Raw genomic sequence first — 16,372 nt, forward strand, 5'->3', positions numbered from 1 at the left:
GCAGACGCCCGCGCAAACCCCTGTCGTCGATTTACTCGGCACCAAGCTGTAACAAGCCGTCTAACGCGGCGATCACCGTCTGTCGGCGCACCGCCTCGCGGTCACCGTCGAACTGCCGGCGTTCGCTGAACACCCGGCCGCCGTCACCCCAGGCCAGCCACACGGTGCCCACCGGTTTGGCTGGCGAGCCGCCGTCCGGCCCGGCCACACCACTCACCGCCACGGCGAAGCGTGCGCCACTGGCGGCCTGAGCCCCACGGACCATGGCTTCGACCACTTCCTGGCTGACTGCCCCCACCTGCCCGAACAACGCTTCAGGCACCCCCAGCTGGCGGGTTTTCTGGGCATTGGAATAGGTGACGTAACCGGCCTCGAACCAGGCCGAGCTGCCAGGTATGCGGGTGATGGCTTCGGCAATGCCACCACCGGTGCACGATTCGGCGGTAGTCACCTGTGCATTGAAACGGCGCAGGTGCTCACCCAGGCGGGTGGCGAGCGTGGTGATCGGGTCCATGTAGGGTGCTCCTGGTAGGCTGCCCTCTACCCTATCATTCCGGGGAGGGTGGACGGCACCCGATCTCACTGACGATAGACCACTCATGGCATGCATCAGAGCATCAGCGCAATTTTAAAGTACCCGCCGCCGCTCACTGATATTCAGCCAAATCCCGCAGCGGCTGGCCACAGCGCCCACAGACTCTACGTGAGATAACGATTTCTCCGACAAAAATGCGCTCGACCTCTATGGACCGGTGCCGGAACAGCCTACACACGATACGCCTGAACAAAATGACTACCTCAGAAGTTCAGCCGAAGCATGGTGCGCCAGATGTTTTTCAGAGGTGAGCGGCGGTGCTTCGCCCAGTTACGTTCCCACCATTCATCCTCATTGCGCACTACCTGCTCCAGGTCACTGCCTGCAACGGCGGCAGCATGCTGGCGGAACATCATGGGGAACACGCAATGCTGGCGGATCTTGTGTTTGACCAACACATCCACAGGCGTGCCATCATAGGGCGTCTCTGCCAGAATCCTGCAGCCCTCGCGGGACAGCACGTAAGCGTGCAGCGCAACAACCCGGCCCCTGGCGATGAACGGGAACCAAGTCAGCCAGGTTCGCCCCATCGAATAGCCCAGGTGCAGGGCCTCGAATCGCCGGGTCTGCATGAACCGGTTTACCCAGCGCACCTGCCAAGCCTTGAATTCATAGGCCTTGGCATCATCTTCAAAAATCAGAATCCTGTCGTGGCCATTGTCGAGCGCATGGCGGGCCAGTTGTTGATGCGACTCGTAGCACCCCCGCCTGGGGTCGCTGTTTTTTTCAACGACATGAAAGACCACTTGATTGTCGAGTTGCCGGCCGATGGTTTCGCGGAACAGGGCACGCCGGTCACTCCGCGTTTCGAGGGAAATACAAAATACCGCATCGACGTCAAAACGAATTCCGCTCACTGCTCTAATCAACCTTGCAATAGATGTTTACCGGGCCAGGTACCACCGCAGGTGAATGAGGCAGGCCACCCCTGATGATCAAGTTGCGCAATTCTCCACAGGGGGCACATGGTGTCAATAAGCCTTCATCGCGGTTGCCCGGTACTGCCTGCCCGGTACCCGTGGTAACCTATGCGACTTTAAAATCCGGTGGGTCTCGGCGTCGCAAACGCAACACAGAACGCCTCAAATTTGCCCCACAATGTTGAGACCTACTTTCTAAGCCATTGATGAATAAAGCAATCTCAGATCTTTCCGCACACACCCCGATGATGCAGCAGTACTGGAAGCTGAAGAACCAGCACCCGGACCAGCTGATGTTCTACCGCATGGGCGACTTCTACGAAATCTTCTATGAAGATGCGAAAAAGGCCGCGAAACTGCTGGATATCACCCTGACCGCCCGCGGTCAGTCGGCCGGCCAGTCCATCCCCATGTGCGGGATTCCGTTCCATTCGCTGGAAGGCTACCTGGCCAAGCTGGTCAAGCTCGGCGAGTCGGTGGTGATCTGTGAGCAGGTCGGCGACCCAGCCACCAGCAAGGGCCCGGTGGAGCGCCAGGTGGTGCGCATCATCACCCCCGGCACGGTCAGTGACGAGGCACTGCTCGACGAGCGCCGCGACAACCTGATTGCCGCACTGCTCGGTGACGAGCGCCTGTTCGGCCTGGCGGTACTGGACATCACCAGCGGCAATTTCAGCGTGCAGGAGATCAAGGGCTGGGAAAACCTGCTGGCCGAACTCGAGCGCCTGAACCCGGTCGAGCTGTTGATCCCCGACGACTGGCCCCGGGACCTGCCTGCGGAGAAACGCCCTGGCGCCCGCCGCCGCGCACCGTGGGACTTCGACCGCGACTCGGCACGCAAGGCCCTGTGCCAGCAGTTCGCGACCAAGGACCTCAAGGGCTTCGGCTGCGACAAGCTGACCCTGGCCATTGGTGCCGCCGGCTGCCTGCTGACCTACGCCAAGGAAACCCAGCGCACCGCCCTGCCGCACCTGCGTAGCCTGCGCCACGAGCGCCTGGATGATACGGTCATACTCGATGGTGCCAGCCGACGAAACCTTGAGCTGGACATCAACCTGGCCGGCGGGCGCGACAACACCCTGCAATCGGTGATCGACCGCTGCCAGACTGCCATGGCCAGCCGCCTGCTGAGCCGCTGGCTGAACCGCCCGCTGCGTGACCTCAAGGTGCTGCAAGCACGCCAGGACTCGATCCGCTGCCTGCTCGACAGCTACCGCTTCGAAAAACTGCAGCCGCAGTTGAAGGAAATTGGCGATATCGAGCGGATTCTCGCCCGTATTGGCCTGCGCAATGCCCGCCCGCGCGACCTGGCACGCCTGCGCGATGCGCTGGGCGCGCTGCCAGAGCTGCAGAACGCCATGACCGAGCTCGAAGCGCCGCACCTGGCGCGTCTGGCGGCCATTACCGGCACCTATCCAGAACTGGCCAGCCTGCTGGAACGGGCGATCATCGACAACCCGCCGGCGGTGATCCGCGATGGCGGCGTACTGAAGGCCGGCTACGACAACGAACTGGACGAGCTGCTGGCAATCAGCGAGAACGCCGGCCAGTTCCTGATCGACCTGGAAGCCCGGGAAAAGGCCCGTACCGGCCTTGCCAACCTCAAGGTCGGCTACAACCGTGTACACGGCTACTTCATCGAACTGCCGACCAAGCAGGCCGAGCAGGCCCCGGGCGACTACATCCGCCGTCAGACACTCAAAGGCGCCGAGCGCTTCATCACCCCAGAGCTGAAGGCGTTCGAGGACAAGGCATTGTCGGCCAAGAGCCGCGCCCTGGCCCGCGAAAAGATGCTCTACGACGCCCTGCTGGAAACCTTGATCAGCCACCTGGCACCGCTGCAGGACAGCGCTGCCGCCCTGGCTGAACTGGATGTGCTCAGCAACCTGGCCGAGCGCGCACTGAACCTCGACCTTAACTGCCCGCGCTTCGTCGACGAGCCTTGCCTGCGCATCGAGCAGGGCCGCCATCCGGTGGTGGAGCAGGTACTGACCACGCCGTTCGTGGCCAACGACCTGGGCCTGGACAACAACACGCGCATGCTGATCATCACCGGCCCGAACATGGGCGGTAAGTCCACCTACATGCGCCAGACCGCCCTGATCGTGCTGCTGGCGCACATCGGCAGCTTCGTCCCTGCGGCGAGTTGCGAGCTGTCGCTGGTCGACCGCATCTTCACGCGCATCGGCTCCAGCGATGACCTGGCCGGCGGGCGCTCGACCTTCATGGTCGAGATGAGCGAAACCGCCAACATCCTGCACAATGCCACCGACCGCAGCCTGGTGCTGATGGACGAAGTGGGCCGCGGCACCAGTACCTTCGACGGCCTGTCGCTGGCCTGGGCCGCCGCCGAGCGCCTGGCCCAACTGCGTGCCTACACACTGTTCGCCACGCACTACTTCGAACTGACCGTGCTGCCGGAGAGCGAGCCGCTGGTGGCCAACGTGCACCTGAACGCCACCGAGCACAACGAACGCATCGTGTTCCTGCACCATGTACTGCCCGGCCCTGCCAGCCAGAGCTACGGCCTGGCCGTGGCGCAACTGGCCGGTGTGCCGACGGTGGTCATCCAGCGAGCCCGCGAACACCTGGGGCGCCTGGAAACCACCAGCCTGCCGCACGAGCAGCCTGCGGCCGCAAAAGCCAAGGATGCGCCTCAGGTACCGCACCAGAGCGACCTGTTCGCCAGCCTGCCACACCCAGCCATCGAGAAGCTGGGCAAGCTGCAACTGGACGACATGACCCCGCGTCAAGCTATCGAAATGCTATATCAACTAAAGAACCTGTTATAACGGCGCCCACTACAAGCTGATAGAATCCGCCGCGGTTTGCTGGTGCTGCAGGTTATTAGCCTGGCCTGCAGCCACATCGCCGTAAACCGCGCGGCCCTGAGAGGAAGGGCCGCCGCCGTCGCCTGAGGAGAGAATTAGAAATGACCTTCGTCGTCACCGACAACTGCATCAAATGCAAATACACCGACTGCGTGGAAGTCTGTCCGGTGGACTGCTTCTACGAAGGCCCGAACTTCCTGGTCATCCACCCGGACGAGTGCATCGACTGCGCCCTGTGCGAGCCGGAGTGCCCAGCGCAAGCCATCTTCTCGGAAGACGAAGTGCCTGCTGGCATGGAGAACTTCATCGAGCTGAACGCGGAGCTGGCGGAAATCTGGCCGAACATCACCGAACGTAAGGATGCCCTGCCAGACGCTGAAGAATGGGACGGCAAGACCGGCAAGATTGCCGACCTGGAGCGCTGATAGCGCCCAGATGCGAAAAAGGCCCCTTGGGGCCTTTTTTGTTTTTCTGCGGGCAAAAAAAGGGGCGGTTTGACCCGCCCACATTTTTTCCGTAGTCCCTGCTTGTCCCAAACATCATCCTGATGAAATCGCTTCTTGCGATGTCCCTGGCCTTCATCCTGAAAGCCTGCGCATGTCCCTGTGCACAGTTCGAATACTAGCGGGTTGAGTCGGGCGGGCAAGCGCCAGACCTCACAGGGTATTTCCGAAGACACATTTGGTCAGCGGCGAATAAAGCATGATTTTCAATGACTTGTAAAAAACCAGCGCCAGGAAACGACAATGGTCTACTGAGACGTGCGTAGATAGCTTACAAAACGAGTAAGAAAAGGCTTACAGGCAATGTTACCGGGGTAGCGCAGTACATATTAGATATCTGTTCTGCCCTGAAGTGCCCCCCCCCCGACGTTCTCAAACTTTTCGCCCCACACACAAAAACGCCCCGAGGTCATCGGGGCGTTTTGAGTGACAGACCTTCGCTACTGGAACAGCGACTCACTGGACAGGCCATTCTTCTCAAGGATCTCGCGCAAACGCTTGAGCCCCTCTACCTGAATCTGCCGCACCCGCTCCCGGGTCAGGCCAATCTCCAGGCCAACATCTTCAAGGGTACTGCTTTCATGCCCACGCAGGCCAAAGCGACGCACCACCACCTCGCGTTGCTTGTCGGTCAGCTCACCCAGCCACTGATCAATGCTCTGCGACAGGTCGTCATCCTGCAGCAATTCGCACGGATCAGTCGGGCGGTCGTCGGTCAACGTATCAAGCAGGGTCTTGTCCGAGTCCGGGCCAAGCGAAACATCCACAGACGACACCCGCTCATTCAGGCCCAGCATGCGCTTGACCTCGGTAACCGGCTTCTCCAGCAGCGTGGCGATTTCTTCTGGTGAGGGTTCGTGGTCGAGTTTCTGGGTCAGCTCGCGCGCGGCACGCAGATAGACGTTCAGCTCCTTGACAACGTGGATCGGCAGGCGAATGGTGCGAGTCTGGTTCATGATCGCCCGTTCGATGGTCTGGCGAATCCACCAGGTCGCATAGGTCGAAAAACGGAAACCACGCTCCGGGTCGAACTTCTCGACCGCACGGATCAACCCCAAGTTGCCCTCCTCGATCAGGTCGAGCAGCGACAGGCCACGGTTCACGTAACGACGGGCAATTTTGACAACCAGGCGCAGGTTGCTTTCGATCATGCGCTTGCGGCCGGCAGGGTCACCCTTTTGCGACAAGCGCGCAAAATGCACTTCTTCTTCCGGCGAAAGCAGCGGCGAGAAACCAATCTCGTTGAGATACAGCTGGGTGGCATCGAGCGCCCTGCTGTAATCGATGTACTTGTGTTGCTTGAGCGAAGAGCCCGACTTGGCCCTCGTCCGAACCGAAGATACAGCAGGTTCGTCTGACACCACATCCGTTTCCAAAACGATGCCCGTCTCCATCAGGAGGACGTCATCATCGATGTCAAACTCCGGCACTTCTTTACTGAGAGCCATTGTTATAATCCTTTGCTGAGTTCGAACTCAGACTCGAGCGGCACCTTTATCCCTGGCAGCGCTTGAGCCTGTCCCCTCTACATCACAGGAACAGGCTGGGTACAACGATCAACGACGTGGCAGGAACTGGAGCGGATCGACGGGTTTGCCCTGGCGGCGAATCTCGAAATGCAGCTTCACCCGATCTGTGCCCGTAGACCCCATTTCAGCAATCGACTGCCCTGCCTTGACCTGCTGCCCCTCCCGAACCAACAGCCTGCGGTTATGACCGTAGGCACTGACGTAGGTGTCGCTGTGCTTGATGATGATCAGCTCGCCGTAGCCCCTCAAACCACTCCCGGCGTATACCACTGCACCATCAGACGCAGCAAAAACAGGCTGTCCCAAATCACCGGCGATATCAATGCCTTTATTCAAACTACCGTTTGAAGCAAATTTTCCAATCAGCACGCCGTTGGCAGGCCAAGCCCAGCCGCCTACCGCACGCTCCGCAGCCGGCACGCTGGCAACCACGGGCGCGCTGCCCGAAGAGGCCGGCGCGACTGGTTTACGGGTGCTGGCGGGCGCGGTTGCAGTGCTGCCCACAGGCCGCCGCGTGACCGTGGTGCGGCTTGACGAGGACGGGTTGGATACCACCGTGGTGCGGCTGCTGGAACCGCTGCTGAAACGGATCGCCTGCCCCGGGCGGATGGTATAGGGCGCCAGGATGCCATTGCGTGCAGCCAGCTCCTTGTAGTCCCAACCATAACGGAAGGCGATGGAGAACAGGGTGTCGCCTGGCTTGACGATGTATTGCCCGGAAGTCACCGCCGGGCGCTTGGGCACGGTGTTGTTGCGGTCGACCACCCGCGCGTTGTTGCTGCTGGTGCTTGAGCAACCCACCAGAAGCGCGCCCATGGCCAATGCAATCACCAGAAGCTTGAAACCCGACCCGTCCTTGCGCTGCCGAATGACTGTGTGACCCACCCGCGCTCCCCTCATGGTGCCGAAAATCTATATGAAGACAAGAAATGCAATATTGTTGCAATTATAACCAAGCCAGCCGGTATTGGCAGACGGGTACGAAAGACGGGCGAACCCCCCCGGCGCACGCTGTGCGTTAGCGCTTCGCACCGCCTGATAGACAGGGCGAAGCGACAAGAATTCGCCGGCGGCACAAAAATACACCGCGCCTCATGCCTGCACAGCTCAGATCAACAGACCTCAGGCCAGGGGACCATTGAGCAGTGGCACGAAACGCACAGCCCCCAGTACGCGACGGGAGAATCCATGCTCCTCGCGCACGATCAGCATCAGTTGCTGCACTTCGCCGGCAGGCCCTACCGGGATGACCATGCGCCCACCGGGTGCCAACTGGTCGAGCAGTGCCTGTGGCACTTCCGGCGCCACGGCGGTGACGATGATGCCGTTGTAGGGCGCAAGCGCCGGCCACCCCTCACAACCGTCACCCCAGCGGAATACCACGTTGCGCAGGTTCAGCTCCACCAGGCGCTCTTTGGCCCGGTCCTGCAGTACCTTGATGCGCTCTACCGAGAACACCCGCTCGACCAGCTGGGCCAGGATCGCCGTCTGGTAGCCCGAGCCGGTGCCAATCTCCAGCACCTTGTCCAGCGGCCCGGCCTCGAGCAACAGCTCGCTCATGTGCGCAACCATGAACGGCTGTGAAATGGTCTGGTTGTGGCCGATCGGCAGCGCGGTGTCTTCGTAAGCCCGATGGGCCAGCGCCTCGTCAACGAACAAGTGGCGCGGCGTACGACGGATTACGTCGAGCACCTGGGTGTTCGAAACACCCTCCTCGCACAAGCGCTGGATCAGCCGCTCCCGGGTACGCTGAGAGGTCATGCCGATGCCACGCCGCAGCATATCGTCCTCACGCATCAGAGCAGGCCCTCCAGCCAACCATCGAGCTGCTCGAAGGCATCATTGAAGGTGCGATCGAGTTGCAGCGGGGTAATTGATACGTAGCCTTGCATCACCGCGTGGAAGTCGGTGCCCGGGCCGCCGTCCTCGGCATCACCGGCCACAGCAATCCAGTAGCCTTCCTTGCCACGCGGGTTGACCACCTTGGTTGGCGCCGCCGCACGTGCCCGGTGACCGAGACGGGTGAGCTGGATGCCACGGATGTGCTCCAGCGGCAAGTTGGGAATATTGACGTTGAGTACGGTGCGTGGCGGCAACGCCAGGCGCGACTGTGCCTCGACCAGACGGCGGGCGATATAGGCCGCGGTCGGCAGGTTGTCCGGCAGGCGCGACAACAGCGAGAACGCCAGCGAGGTACCGCCGAGGAAGCGGCCTTCCAGCGCCGCAGCGACCGTTCCCGAATACAGCACGTCGTCGCCCAGGTTGGCACCGAGGTTGATCCCCGACACGACCATGTCCGGCGTCTGCGGCAACAGCCCATTGAGCCCCAGGTGCACGCAGTCGGTCGGCGTGCCATTGAGGCTGATGAAGCCATTGGCCAGGGTCTGCGGGTGCAGTGGCCGGTCCAGCGTCAGCGAACTGCCGGCGCCGCTCTTGTCTTGATCCGGGGCGATCACTGCGCACTCGGCATAATCCACCAGCGCAGCGTGCAGCGCGGCGATGCCAGGTGCGGTAACACCGTCGTCATTCGAAATCAGAATACGCATGGGCTGTCCGTCTGCCCTGCCGACACCAGATCCACGACTTCACGCACCACCACGGTGGCGAAGCATCCGGCCGGCAGGACGAATTCCAGTTGCAGGATATCAGGCTCGGGATAATGCCACGTCAGGCCGCCAATAGGGAGCCGCAGAATTCGTCGTTCGTGATCCATGCCCGCCTGGGCCAACCACTGGCAAAGTGCCGGCTGGCGTGCGCCGATAGCGTTTTCCAGCTGGGCAGGCACAGCGCCCGCAGGTGAAGCGCCCTCCCCCCACATCGGCCCGGTCGGGTGCAGGTCGAGAATCGCCAGGCGCGGGTCGGCACATTCCGCCTCACCCGCCGGGAAGAAACTGCGGCTGTCGGTGAACGCCAGCAGGTCCCCGACCTGGGCTCGGGCCCAGCTACCGTCAGCGACACGCGCAGCCAGCAACTGATTGAACAGATAGCTGCGCCCGGCCGAAAGCAGCCGCGAACGCACGTTGCGCTGCTCAGGCAAAGCCTTGCGCGCGGCCCAATCGAGGGCGTCATGAACGTTGCCACCGCCGTGCCCGAAACGCTGAGTGCCGAAATAGTTGGGCACACCGTGCTGTCTGAGCTGTTCCAGGCGCGCATCCACCGCCTGGTGATCGGCAGCCAGGGCCGTCAGGCGCAAGGTGAACCCGTTGGCCGAATGCGCGCCACGCTGCAGTTTGCGCTGATGGCGCACCTGCTTGAGCACACGCAGGCTGGCATCCTCTGCACGCGACAGATCCGGGTCGGCCTTACCCGGCAGGTGCAGGCTGAACCACTGGCGGGTCAGCGCCTGGCGGTCCTTGAGGCCGGCGTAGCTGATGCTGCGCACCGGTACGCCAGCGGCGCGGGCGAGGCGTCGGGCGGCTTCTTCGGTGTTCAGATCACGCTTTTCGACCCACAGCCACAGGTGCTCGCCTTGGCCCGATAGCGGGATATCCAGGACTTCGTCAACCTGAAAGTCTTCGGCAACCGCTTTGAGGACGGCGGTACCCAGTGCTTCACCCGATGCGCGAGGGCCCAGCAGTTCCAGTTCGGTCATGCTGGCAGCAACAGGGCGACCGAATGCACGGCAATGCCCTCCTCGCGGCCGGTAAAGCCCAGCTTCTCTGTGGTGGTGGCCTTGACATTGATCTGGTCGAGTTCGACCTGCAGGTCTTCGGCGATCAGCTGGCGCATGGTTTCGATGTGTGGGGCCATTTTCGGTGCCTGAGCGACGATGGTGGCGTCAACGTTGCCGACCTTCCAGCCTTTGGCCTTGACGATACCGACCACATGGCGCAGCAGCGCGCGGCTGTCAGCACCCTTGAACTGTGGGTCGGTGTCGGGGAAATGCTTGCCGATGTCGCCCAGCGCCGCAGCGCCAAGCAAGGCATCACTCAGGGCGTGCAGCAGCACGTCACCGTCGGAATGGGCCAGCAGGCCGTATTTGTGGGGGATACGCACCCCGCCCAGGGTAATGAAATCACCGTCGCAGAAACGGTGCACATCGTAGCCGTGGCCAATACGCATAAAAAAACGCCCTGAATGAGTCAGGGCGTGATTCTACCTGCTTTTGAGGCAGTGGGGCGTGAGGTGATTGACGCGGCATTGTCGGCGCCTGGGAGATCGGCGCCGCCCGCGCGGCGCATCGCGAGCTGCGCTCGCTCCTACGTTTGTTTCGGGCCAGTTATTTCTGAGGGATTTGCGCGCGAGCATTTTGCTGCATGGCGCGATATCACGTTGGACGAACAAGGCGGTCGCGCGCATTGGCACAGGCGTTACTGGCCCGAAACAAACGTAGGAGCGAGCGCAGCTCGCGATGCGCCGCGCGGGCGGCGCCCGATCTCCCAGGCGCCGAAAAAGCTACGCCTTACACCCGCCCCAGTGCCACCGCATGATGACGCAGGTGCTCCTCGATGAAGCTGGCAATGAAGTAATAGCTATGGTCATAGCCCGGCTGCATACGCAGGGTCATTTCATGGCCACCTTTGCGTGCCGCCTGTTCCAGCGCTTCAGGCTTGAGCTGCTTCTCGAGGAAATCGTCACGGTCGCCCTGATCCACCAGCAACGGCGGGCATTGGCCAGCAGGGGTTTCGGCCAGCAGCACGCTGGCATCCCACTCACGCCAGCGCCCACGGTCTTCACCCAGGTAGCGGCTGAAGGCCTTCTCGCCCCACGGACAATCCATCGGATTGCTGATCGGCGAGAATGCCGACACCGACCGGTAGCGCCCCGGGTTGCGCAAGGCGCACACCAGCGCGCCGTGCCCACCCATGGAGTGGCCGCTGATGCTACGCTCGCCCGACGCCGGGAAGTGCGCCTCGATCAGGGCTGGCAACTCCTCCACCACATAGTCGTGCATGCGGTAGTGCTGGGCCCAGGGTTGCTGGGTGGCGTTGAGGTAGAAGCCAGCGCCCAGGCCGAAGTCCCAGGCACCGTCCGGGTCGCCCGGCACCTGCTCGCCACGCGGGCTGGTATCAGGAGCAACGATGATCAGCCCCAGCTCGGCGGCCAGACGCTGGGCGCCGGCCTTCTGCATGAAGTTCTCGTCGGTGCAGGTGAGGCCGCTGAGCCAGTACAGTACCGGCAGCTTTTCGCCCTGCTCGGCCTGCGGCGGCAGGTACACAGCAAACACCATGTCGCAACCCAGCACCTTGGAGTGATGCCGGTAACGCTTGTGCCAGCCGCCGAAGCTCTTCTGGCAGGAGATGTTATCCAGGCTCATGGCAGACCTCAGAAGTGGATCACGCTACGGATGCTCTTGCCTTCATGCATCAGGTCGAAGGCCTTGTTGATGTCTTCCAGGCCCATCGTGTGGGTGATGAAGGTATCCAGCGGGATCTCGCCTTTCTCGGACATTTCCACGTAGCTCGGCAGCTCGCTGCGGCCACGCACCCCGCCGAACGCCGAACCACGCCAAACCCGACCGGTCACCAGCTGGAACGGACGCGTGGAAATTTCCTGGCCGGCACCGGCCACACCGATGATCACCGACTCACCCCAACCCTTGTGGCAGCATTCCAGAGCGGCGCGCATCAGCTGAACGTTGCCGATGCACTCGAAGGAGAAGTCCACGCCACCATCGGTGAGGTCGACGATCACTTCCTGGATCGGGCGATCGTAATCTTTCGGGTTGACGCAATCGGTGGCACCCAGTTGGCGGGCGATTTCGAACTTGGCCGGGTTGATGTCGATGGCGATGATACGTGAGGCCTTGGCCTTGACCGCACCGATCACGGCCGACAGACCGATGCCACCGAGGCCGAAGATGGCCACGGTATCACCCGGCTTGACCTTGGCAGTGTTGAGTACCGCGCCGATACCGGTGGTGACGCCGCAGCCCAGCAGGCAGACCTTTTCCAGTGGTGCTTCTTTCTGGATCTTGGCCACGGAAATTTCCGGCAGCACGGTGTACTCGGAGAAGGTCGAGGTCCCCATGTAGTGGAACAACTCCTGGCCCTTGTACGAGAAGCGCGTGGTGCCGTCCGGCATCAGGCCCTTGCCCTGGGTGGCGCGGATGGCCTGGCACAGGTTGGTCTTGCCCGAGAGGCAGAACTTGCACTTGCCGCATTCCGGGGTGTACAGCGGGATGACGTGGTCGCCCACGGCGACCGAGGTGACCCCCTCGCCTACCGCTTCGACAATTGCACCACCTTCGTGGCCGAGGATCGATGGGAAGATACCTTCCGGGTCAGCACCGGACAGGGTATAGGCATCGGTGTGGCAGACACCGCTGGCGACCACGCGCAGCAGCACTTCACCGGCCTTTGGCATGGCCACGTCGACTTCGACGATTTCCAGGGGTTTCTTGGCTTCGAAGGCTACGGCAGCACGGGACTTGATCATCAAAGGTCTCCAGACAGTGGGTCGATTCAGTCTCGCAGTGTAATTCAGCGCCTTTTGATGAATAATCAGGCCAAAGACAAAACATTATTGCCATACAGGGATAATCAATGAGCAGCCGATGGGAAGGCATCGACGAATTTGTCGCCGTGGCCGAATCGGGCCAGTTCACTGCCGCCGCCGAACGCCTGGGGGTTTCCTCATCGCACATCAGCCGGCAGATCGCCCGGCTGGAGGAACGCCTGCAAACGCGCTTGCTGTACCGCAGTACCCGCCGGGTAACCCTGAGCGAGGCCGGGCAGACCTTCCTGCAGCACTGCCAGCGCTTGCAGGATGGCCGTGAGGAAGCGTTGCGCGCCATGGGCGACCTGGCCAGCGAACCCAAGGGCTTGCTGCGCATGACCTGCGCTGTGGCCTACGGCGAGCGCTTCATCGTGCCGCTGGTGACACGATTCATGGCGCTGTACCCGCAGCTGCGCGTGGATGTGGAGCTGAGCAACCACACCCTCGACCTGCTGCATGAAGGCATGGACCTGGCCATCCGCCTGGGCCGCCTGGCCGACTCTCGGTTGGTGGCCACCCGTCTGGCGCCGAGGCGCATGTACCTGTGCGCCTCGCCGGCCTATCTTGAGCGCTATGGCCGGCCACACAGCCTGTCCGAGCTGGCGCGGCACAATTGCCTGGTGGGGAGTTCGGACTTGTGGGCACTACAGCAGGATGGCCGTGAGATCAGCCAGCGGGTACAGGGTAACTGGCGCTGCAACAGTGGCCAGGCCGTGCTGGATGCGGCGTTACAAGGGATAGGGTTGTGCCAGTTGCCGGATTACTACGTATTGGAACACCTCAATAGCGGCGCGCTGGTGTCGCTGCTTGAGGCGCACCAGCCGCCGAATACCGCGGTTTGGGCGCTGTATCCGCAGCAGAGGCACCTGTCGCCGAAGGTGCGACGGCTGGTGGATTACCTGAAGGAGGGGTTGGCAGGGTTGCCGGAATACCGGTTCGGCTAACGGGATGTACTGCATGTACTGGCCTCGTCGGGTGAACCCGCGAAAAGGCCAGTACAGGAGAATGTTCAGCGTTTACCCGCCCAGCGCTGGCGCAACCATTCGAGATCTTCGGGCCGGGTCACCTTTATGTTGTCACTGCGCCCTTCCACGAGCCGCGGCGCCTGACCGGACCATTCGATGGCAGAAGCCTCGTCGGTGACCACCACATCCGACACCAGGCATTCGGCCAGCGCCCGATGCAACGCTCCAAGGCGGAACATCTGAGGTGTGTACGCCTGCCAGATCGTGCTGCGGTCCACAGTAGCACTCACCCGGCCATTACTGTCGGCGCGCTTGAGGGTATCGCGCGCCGGCACCGCCAGCAGACCACCCACCGGATCGTCCGCCAGCTCCGACAACAGCTTGTCCAGGTCGCTGCGTGCCAGGTTCGGCCGCGCGGCATCGTGCACCAGTACCCAGTCGCTGTCAGCCGCCCCTTGGGCATGCAGCATCAGCAAGGCGTTAAGCACCGAGTCAGCTCGCTCACGGCCACCTGCCGCGCGCTGGATGCGTGGGTCGCTGGCATAGCGCAGGCCAGGCCAGTACGGGTCGTCTTCGGCAATGCTGACCACCACGCCTTTAAGCGCCGGATGGCCAAGAAAACAGTCGAGGCTGTGCTCGAGTAGCGTCTGCCCAGCCAGCTCCAGGTATTGCTTGGGGCGGTCGGCAGCCATGCGGGCACCTACACCCGCCGCAGGAATCACGGCCCAGAAGGCCGGCAAGGTATCGATCATTTCTGTGGCAACTGGAAGAGGGTTTCGCCCTCTTTTACCATCCCCAATTCATGGCGGGCTCGTTCTTCAACGGTCTCCATGCCTTTTTTCAGCTCTAGCACTTCAGCATCGAGCACGCGATTACGCTCGAGCAAGCGCTCGTTTTCGGCATGCTGATCGGCAATCTGCTGCTTCAGTTCGGTTACTTGCGCCAGGCTGCCGCTACCCACCCACAGGCGGTACTGCAGGCCACCCAACAGCAAGAGCAGAACGAGGAACAACCAATAGGGACTGCGCATCACGTTATCCAGGTTAAAAAGGCTGCCGCGTTTTACTTCGGGGCCTCGAATAGCACGAAGCCTGGCCGAGGCCAGGCTTCGTCGACAGAAACCCGTTGGTACGTAGGAAAGTTCAGTACGAACGTTCCTACAACTTCGGCTGCTGCCTTTTTACCATCTCTTGCTTAACCGCGAAACTCGGCACGACCGCGGTAAACCGCTTTGGCGCCCAGTTGCTCTTCGATGCGCAGCAGCTGGTTGTACTTGGAAACGCGGTCGGAACGGCACAGCGAACCCGTCTTGATCTGGCCAGCAGCAGTACCCACAGCCAGGTCGGCGATGGTCGAGTCCTCGGTTTCACCGGAACGGTGCGAGATCACTGCAGTGTAACCGGCAGCTTTGGCCATCTGGATGGCTTCCAGGGTTTCGGTCAGCGAGCCGATCTGGTTGAACTTGATCAGGATCGAGTTACCAATGCCCTTCTCGATGCCTTCCTTGAGGATCTTGGTGTTCGTCACGAACAGGTCGTCACCGACCAGCTGGACTTTTTCACCGATCTTGTCAGTGAGGATTTTCCAGCCAGCCCAGTCGGACTCGTCCAGGCCGTCTTCGATCGAAATGATCGGGAAACGCTCGGTCAGGCCTTTCAGGTAGTCGGCGAAGCCTTCGGCGTCGAACGACTTGCCTTCACCGGACAGGTTGTACTTGCCGTCTTCGTAGAATTCGGAAGCCGCGCAGTCCAGAGCCAGGGTCACGTCGGTGCCCAGCTTGTAGCCGGCTTTTTCGACAGCTTCGGCGATGGCGCCCAAGGCGTCTTCGTTGGATGCCAGGTTAGGGGCGAAACCACCTTCATCACCTACGGCGGTGTTCAGGCCACGGGCCTTCAGTACAGCCTTGAGGTGGTGGAAGATTTCGGTGCCCATGCGCAGGCCGTCAGAGAAGGTCTTGGCGCCAACCGGCTGAACCATGAACTCCTGGATGTCGACGTTGTTGTCGGCATGCTCGCCACCGTTGATGATGTTCATCATCGGAACCGGCATCGAGTACTCGCCTGGGGTGCCGTTCAGGTTGGCGATGTGCGCGTACAGCGGCAGGTCCTGGTCCTGGGCAGCTGCTTTGGCGGCAGCCAGGGAAACAGCCAGGATGGCGTTGGCGCCCAGCTTGGCCTTGTTCTCGGTACCGTCCAGTTCGATCATGGCGCGGTCCAGAGCCTTCTGGTCGGAAGGGTCCTTGCCCAGCAGCAGGTCACGGATCGGGCCGTTGATGTTGGCGACGGCCTTCAGCACGCCCTTGCCCATATAACGGCTCTTGTCGCCATCACGCAGCTCCAGCGCTTCGCGCGAGCCGGTGGAAGCACCGGACGGCGCGCAAGCGCTGCCGATGATGCCGTTGTCGAGCAGTACATCGGCTTCCACGGTGGGGTTGCCACGCGAATCGAGAACTTCACGACCTTTGATGTCGACGATTTTTGCCATTGTTGTAAGCACTCCAGAATTGACGAAAACAACGCAGCTTAGAGAATTCTTGCCGTTCACCTGGCTGAGATTGCGATTGGCAGGCCAAGTGAAGGGAGCCCCTGACC

At 61.7% G+C, this 16,372-nt stretch carries 16 protein-coding genes; 3 read left to right on the forward strand and 13 right to left on the reverse strand.

Translation table 11 applies throughout. From position 1 onward, the window contains the following. Positions 1–31: 31 nt before the first annotated feature. Together AC3B5Q_RS20060 and AC3B5Q_RS20065 are read right to left on the reverse strand one after the other, a co-directional pair. Positions 32–514, reverse strand: a complete 483-nt coding sequence (locus tag AC3B5Q_RS20060; RefSeq protein WP_103469356.1) for a CinA family protein — start codon at positions 512–514, stop codon at positions 32–34. A 284-nt stretch (positions 515–798) separates the two neighbouring features. Further along, on the reverse strand, positions 799–1,452 hold the full coding sequence (locus AC3B5Q_RS20065) for a glycosyltransferase family protein (RefSeq protein ID WP_021785874.1): 654 nt from the start codon (positions 1,450–1,452) through the stop codon (positions 799–801). Between the two features lie 281 nt (positions 1,453–1,733). On the opposite strand from AC3B5Q_RS20065, the gene mutS reads away from it, so the two are divergent. Further along, positions 1,734–4,307 carry a DNA mismatch repair protein MutS gene (mutS, locus tag AC3B5Q_RS20070; RefSeq protein WP_028698024.1) on the forward strand — a complete coding sequence of 858 codons (2,574 nt, stop codon included), beginning with the start codon at positions 1,734–1,736 and terminating at the stop codon, positions 4,305–4,307. A gap of 140 nt (positions 4,308–4,447) precedes the next feature. Further along, entirely contained in the window at positions 4,448–4,771 is a 324-nt protein-coding gene (fdxA, locus tag AC3B5Q_RS20075) for a ferredoxin FdxA (RefSeq protein ID WP_004375459.1), read from the forward strand. 518 nt (positions 4,772–5,289) lie between these two features. On the opposite strand, the gene rpoS is transcribed toward fdxA, so the two are convergent. The 8 genes from rpoS to AC3B5Q_RS20115 all read right to left on the reverse strand — a co-directional run bounded on the left by rpoS (position 5,290) and on the right by AC3B5Q_RS20115 (position 12,756). After that, entirely contained in the window at positions 5,290–6,297 is a 1,008-nt protein-coding gene (gene rpoS / locus AC3B5Q_RS20080) for an RNA polymerase sigma factor RpoS (RefSeq protein ID WP_021785876.1), read from the reverse strand. Between the two features lie 108 nt (positions 6,298–6,405). After that, complete coding sequence (locus AC3B5Q_RS20085; RefSeq protein WP_021785877.1) at positions 6,406–7,263, reverse strand: peptidoglycan DD-metalloendopeptidase family protein; 858 nt, start codon at positions 7,261–7,263, stop codon at positions 6,406–6,408. A 237-nt stretch (positions 7,264–7,500) separates the two neighbouring features. Continuing rightward, positions 7,501–8,139 carry a protein-L-isoaspartate(D-aspartate) O-methyltransferase gene (locus tag AC3B5Q_RS20090; protein WP_162149611.1) on the reverse strand — a complete coding sequence of 213 codons (639 nt, stop codon included), beginning with the start codon at positions 8,137–8,139 and terminating at the stop codon, positions 7,501–7,503. A 35-nt stretch (positions 8,140–8,174) separates the two neighbouring features. Further along, complete coding sequence (gene surE / locus AC3B5Q_RS20095; protein WP_021785879.1) at positions 8,175–8,924, reverse strand: 5'/3'-nucleotidase SurE; 750 nt, start codon at positions 8,922–8,924, stop codon at positions 8,175–8,177. Next, a complete protein-coding gene (gene truD / locus AC3B5Q_RS20100) occupies positions 8,912–9,970 on the reverse strand; it encodes a tRNA pseudouridine(13) synthase TruD (RefSeq protein ID WP_021785880.1) in 1,059 nt (352 codons plus the stop codon). The genes surE and truD overlap by 13 nt, the downstream gene beginning before the upstream one ends. Continuing rightward, positions 9,967–10,440: a 2-C-methyl-D-erythritol 2,4-cyclodiphosphate synthase gene (gene ispF / locus AC3B5Q_RS20105; RefSeq protein ID WP_021785881.1), complete on the reverse strand. Its 474-nt coding sequence runs from the start codon at positions 10,438–10,440 to the stop codon at positions 9,967–9,969. Before ispF ends, truD begins: the two co-directional genes overlap by 4 nt. A 340-nt stretch (positions 10,441–10,780) precedes the next feature. Further along, positions 10,781–11,635 (reverse strand): S-formylglutathione hydrolase, encoded by an 855-nt coding sequence (gene fghA, locus AC3B5Q_RS20110; RefSeq protein ID WP_014592130.1) that lies wholly within the window; start codon positions 11,633–11,635, stop codon positions 10,781–10,783. 8 nt (positions 11,636–11,643) lie between these two features. Continuing rightward, entirely contained in the window at positions 11,644–12,756 is a 1,113-nt protein-coding gene (locus AC3B5Q_RS20115; protein WP_021785895.1) for an S-(hydroxymethyl)glutathione dehydrogenase/class III alcohol dehydrogenase, read from the reverse strand. Positions 12,757–12,863: 107 nt separating this feature from the next. Between AC3B5Q_RS20115 and AC3B5Q_RS20120 the strand changes: the two genes are divergently transcribed. Further along, a complete protein-coding gene (locus AC3B5Q_RS20120) occupies positions 12,864–13,760 on the forward strand; it encodes a LysR substrate-binding domain-containing protein (protein WP_021785896.1) in 897 nt (298 codons plus the stop codon). A gap of 65 nt (positions 13,761–13,825) precedes the next feature. On the opposite strand, the gene ispD is transcribed toward AC3B5Q_RS20120, so the two are convergent. The 3 genes from ispD to eno form a co-directional block, all read right to left on the reverse strand. Further along, on the reverse strand, positions 13,826–14,533 hold the full coding sequence (ispD, locus tag AC3B5Q_RS20125) for a 2-C-methyl-D-erythritol 4-phosphate cytidylyltransferase (RefSeq protein ID WP_021785897.1): 708 nt from the start codon (positions 14,531–14,533) through the stop codon (positions 13,826–13,828). Then, entirely contained in the window at positions 14,530–14,811 is a 282-nt protein-coding gene (ftsB, locus tag AC3B5Q_RS20130) for a cell division protein FtsB (protein WP_021785898.1), read from the reverse strand. The genes ispD and ftsB overlap by 4 nt, the downstream gene beginning before the upstream one ends. 164 nt (positions 14,812–14,975) lie before the next feature. Next, complete coding sequence (eno, locus tag AC3B5Q_RS20135) at positions 14,976–16,265, reverse strand: phosphopyruvate hydratase (RefSeq protein ID WP_021785899.1); 1,290 nt, start codon at positions 16,263–16,265, stop codon at positions 14,976–14,978. Positions 16,266–16,372 lie beyond the last annotated feature (107 nt).

This window comes from Pseudomonas sp. D5(2026) (assembly GCF_057766845.1).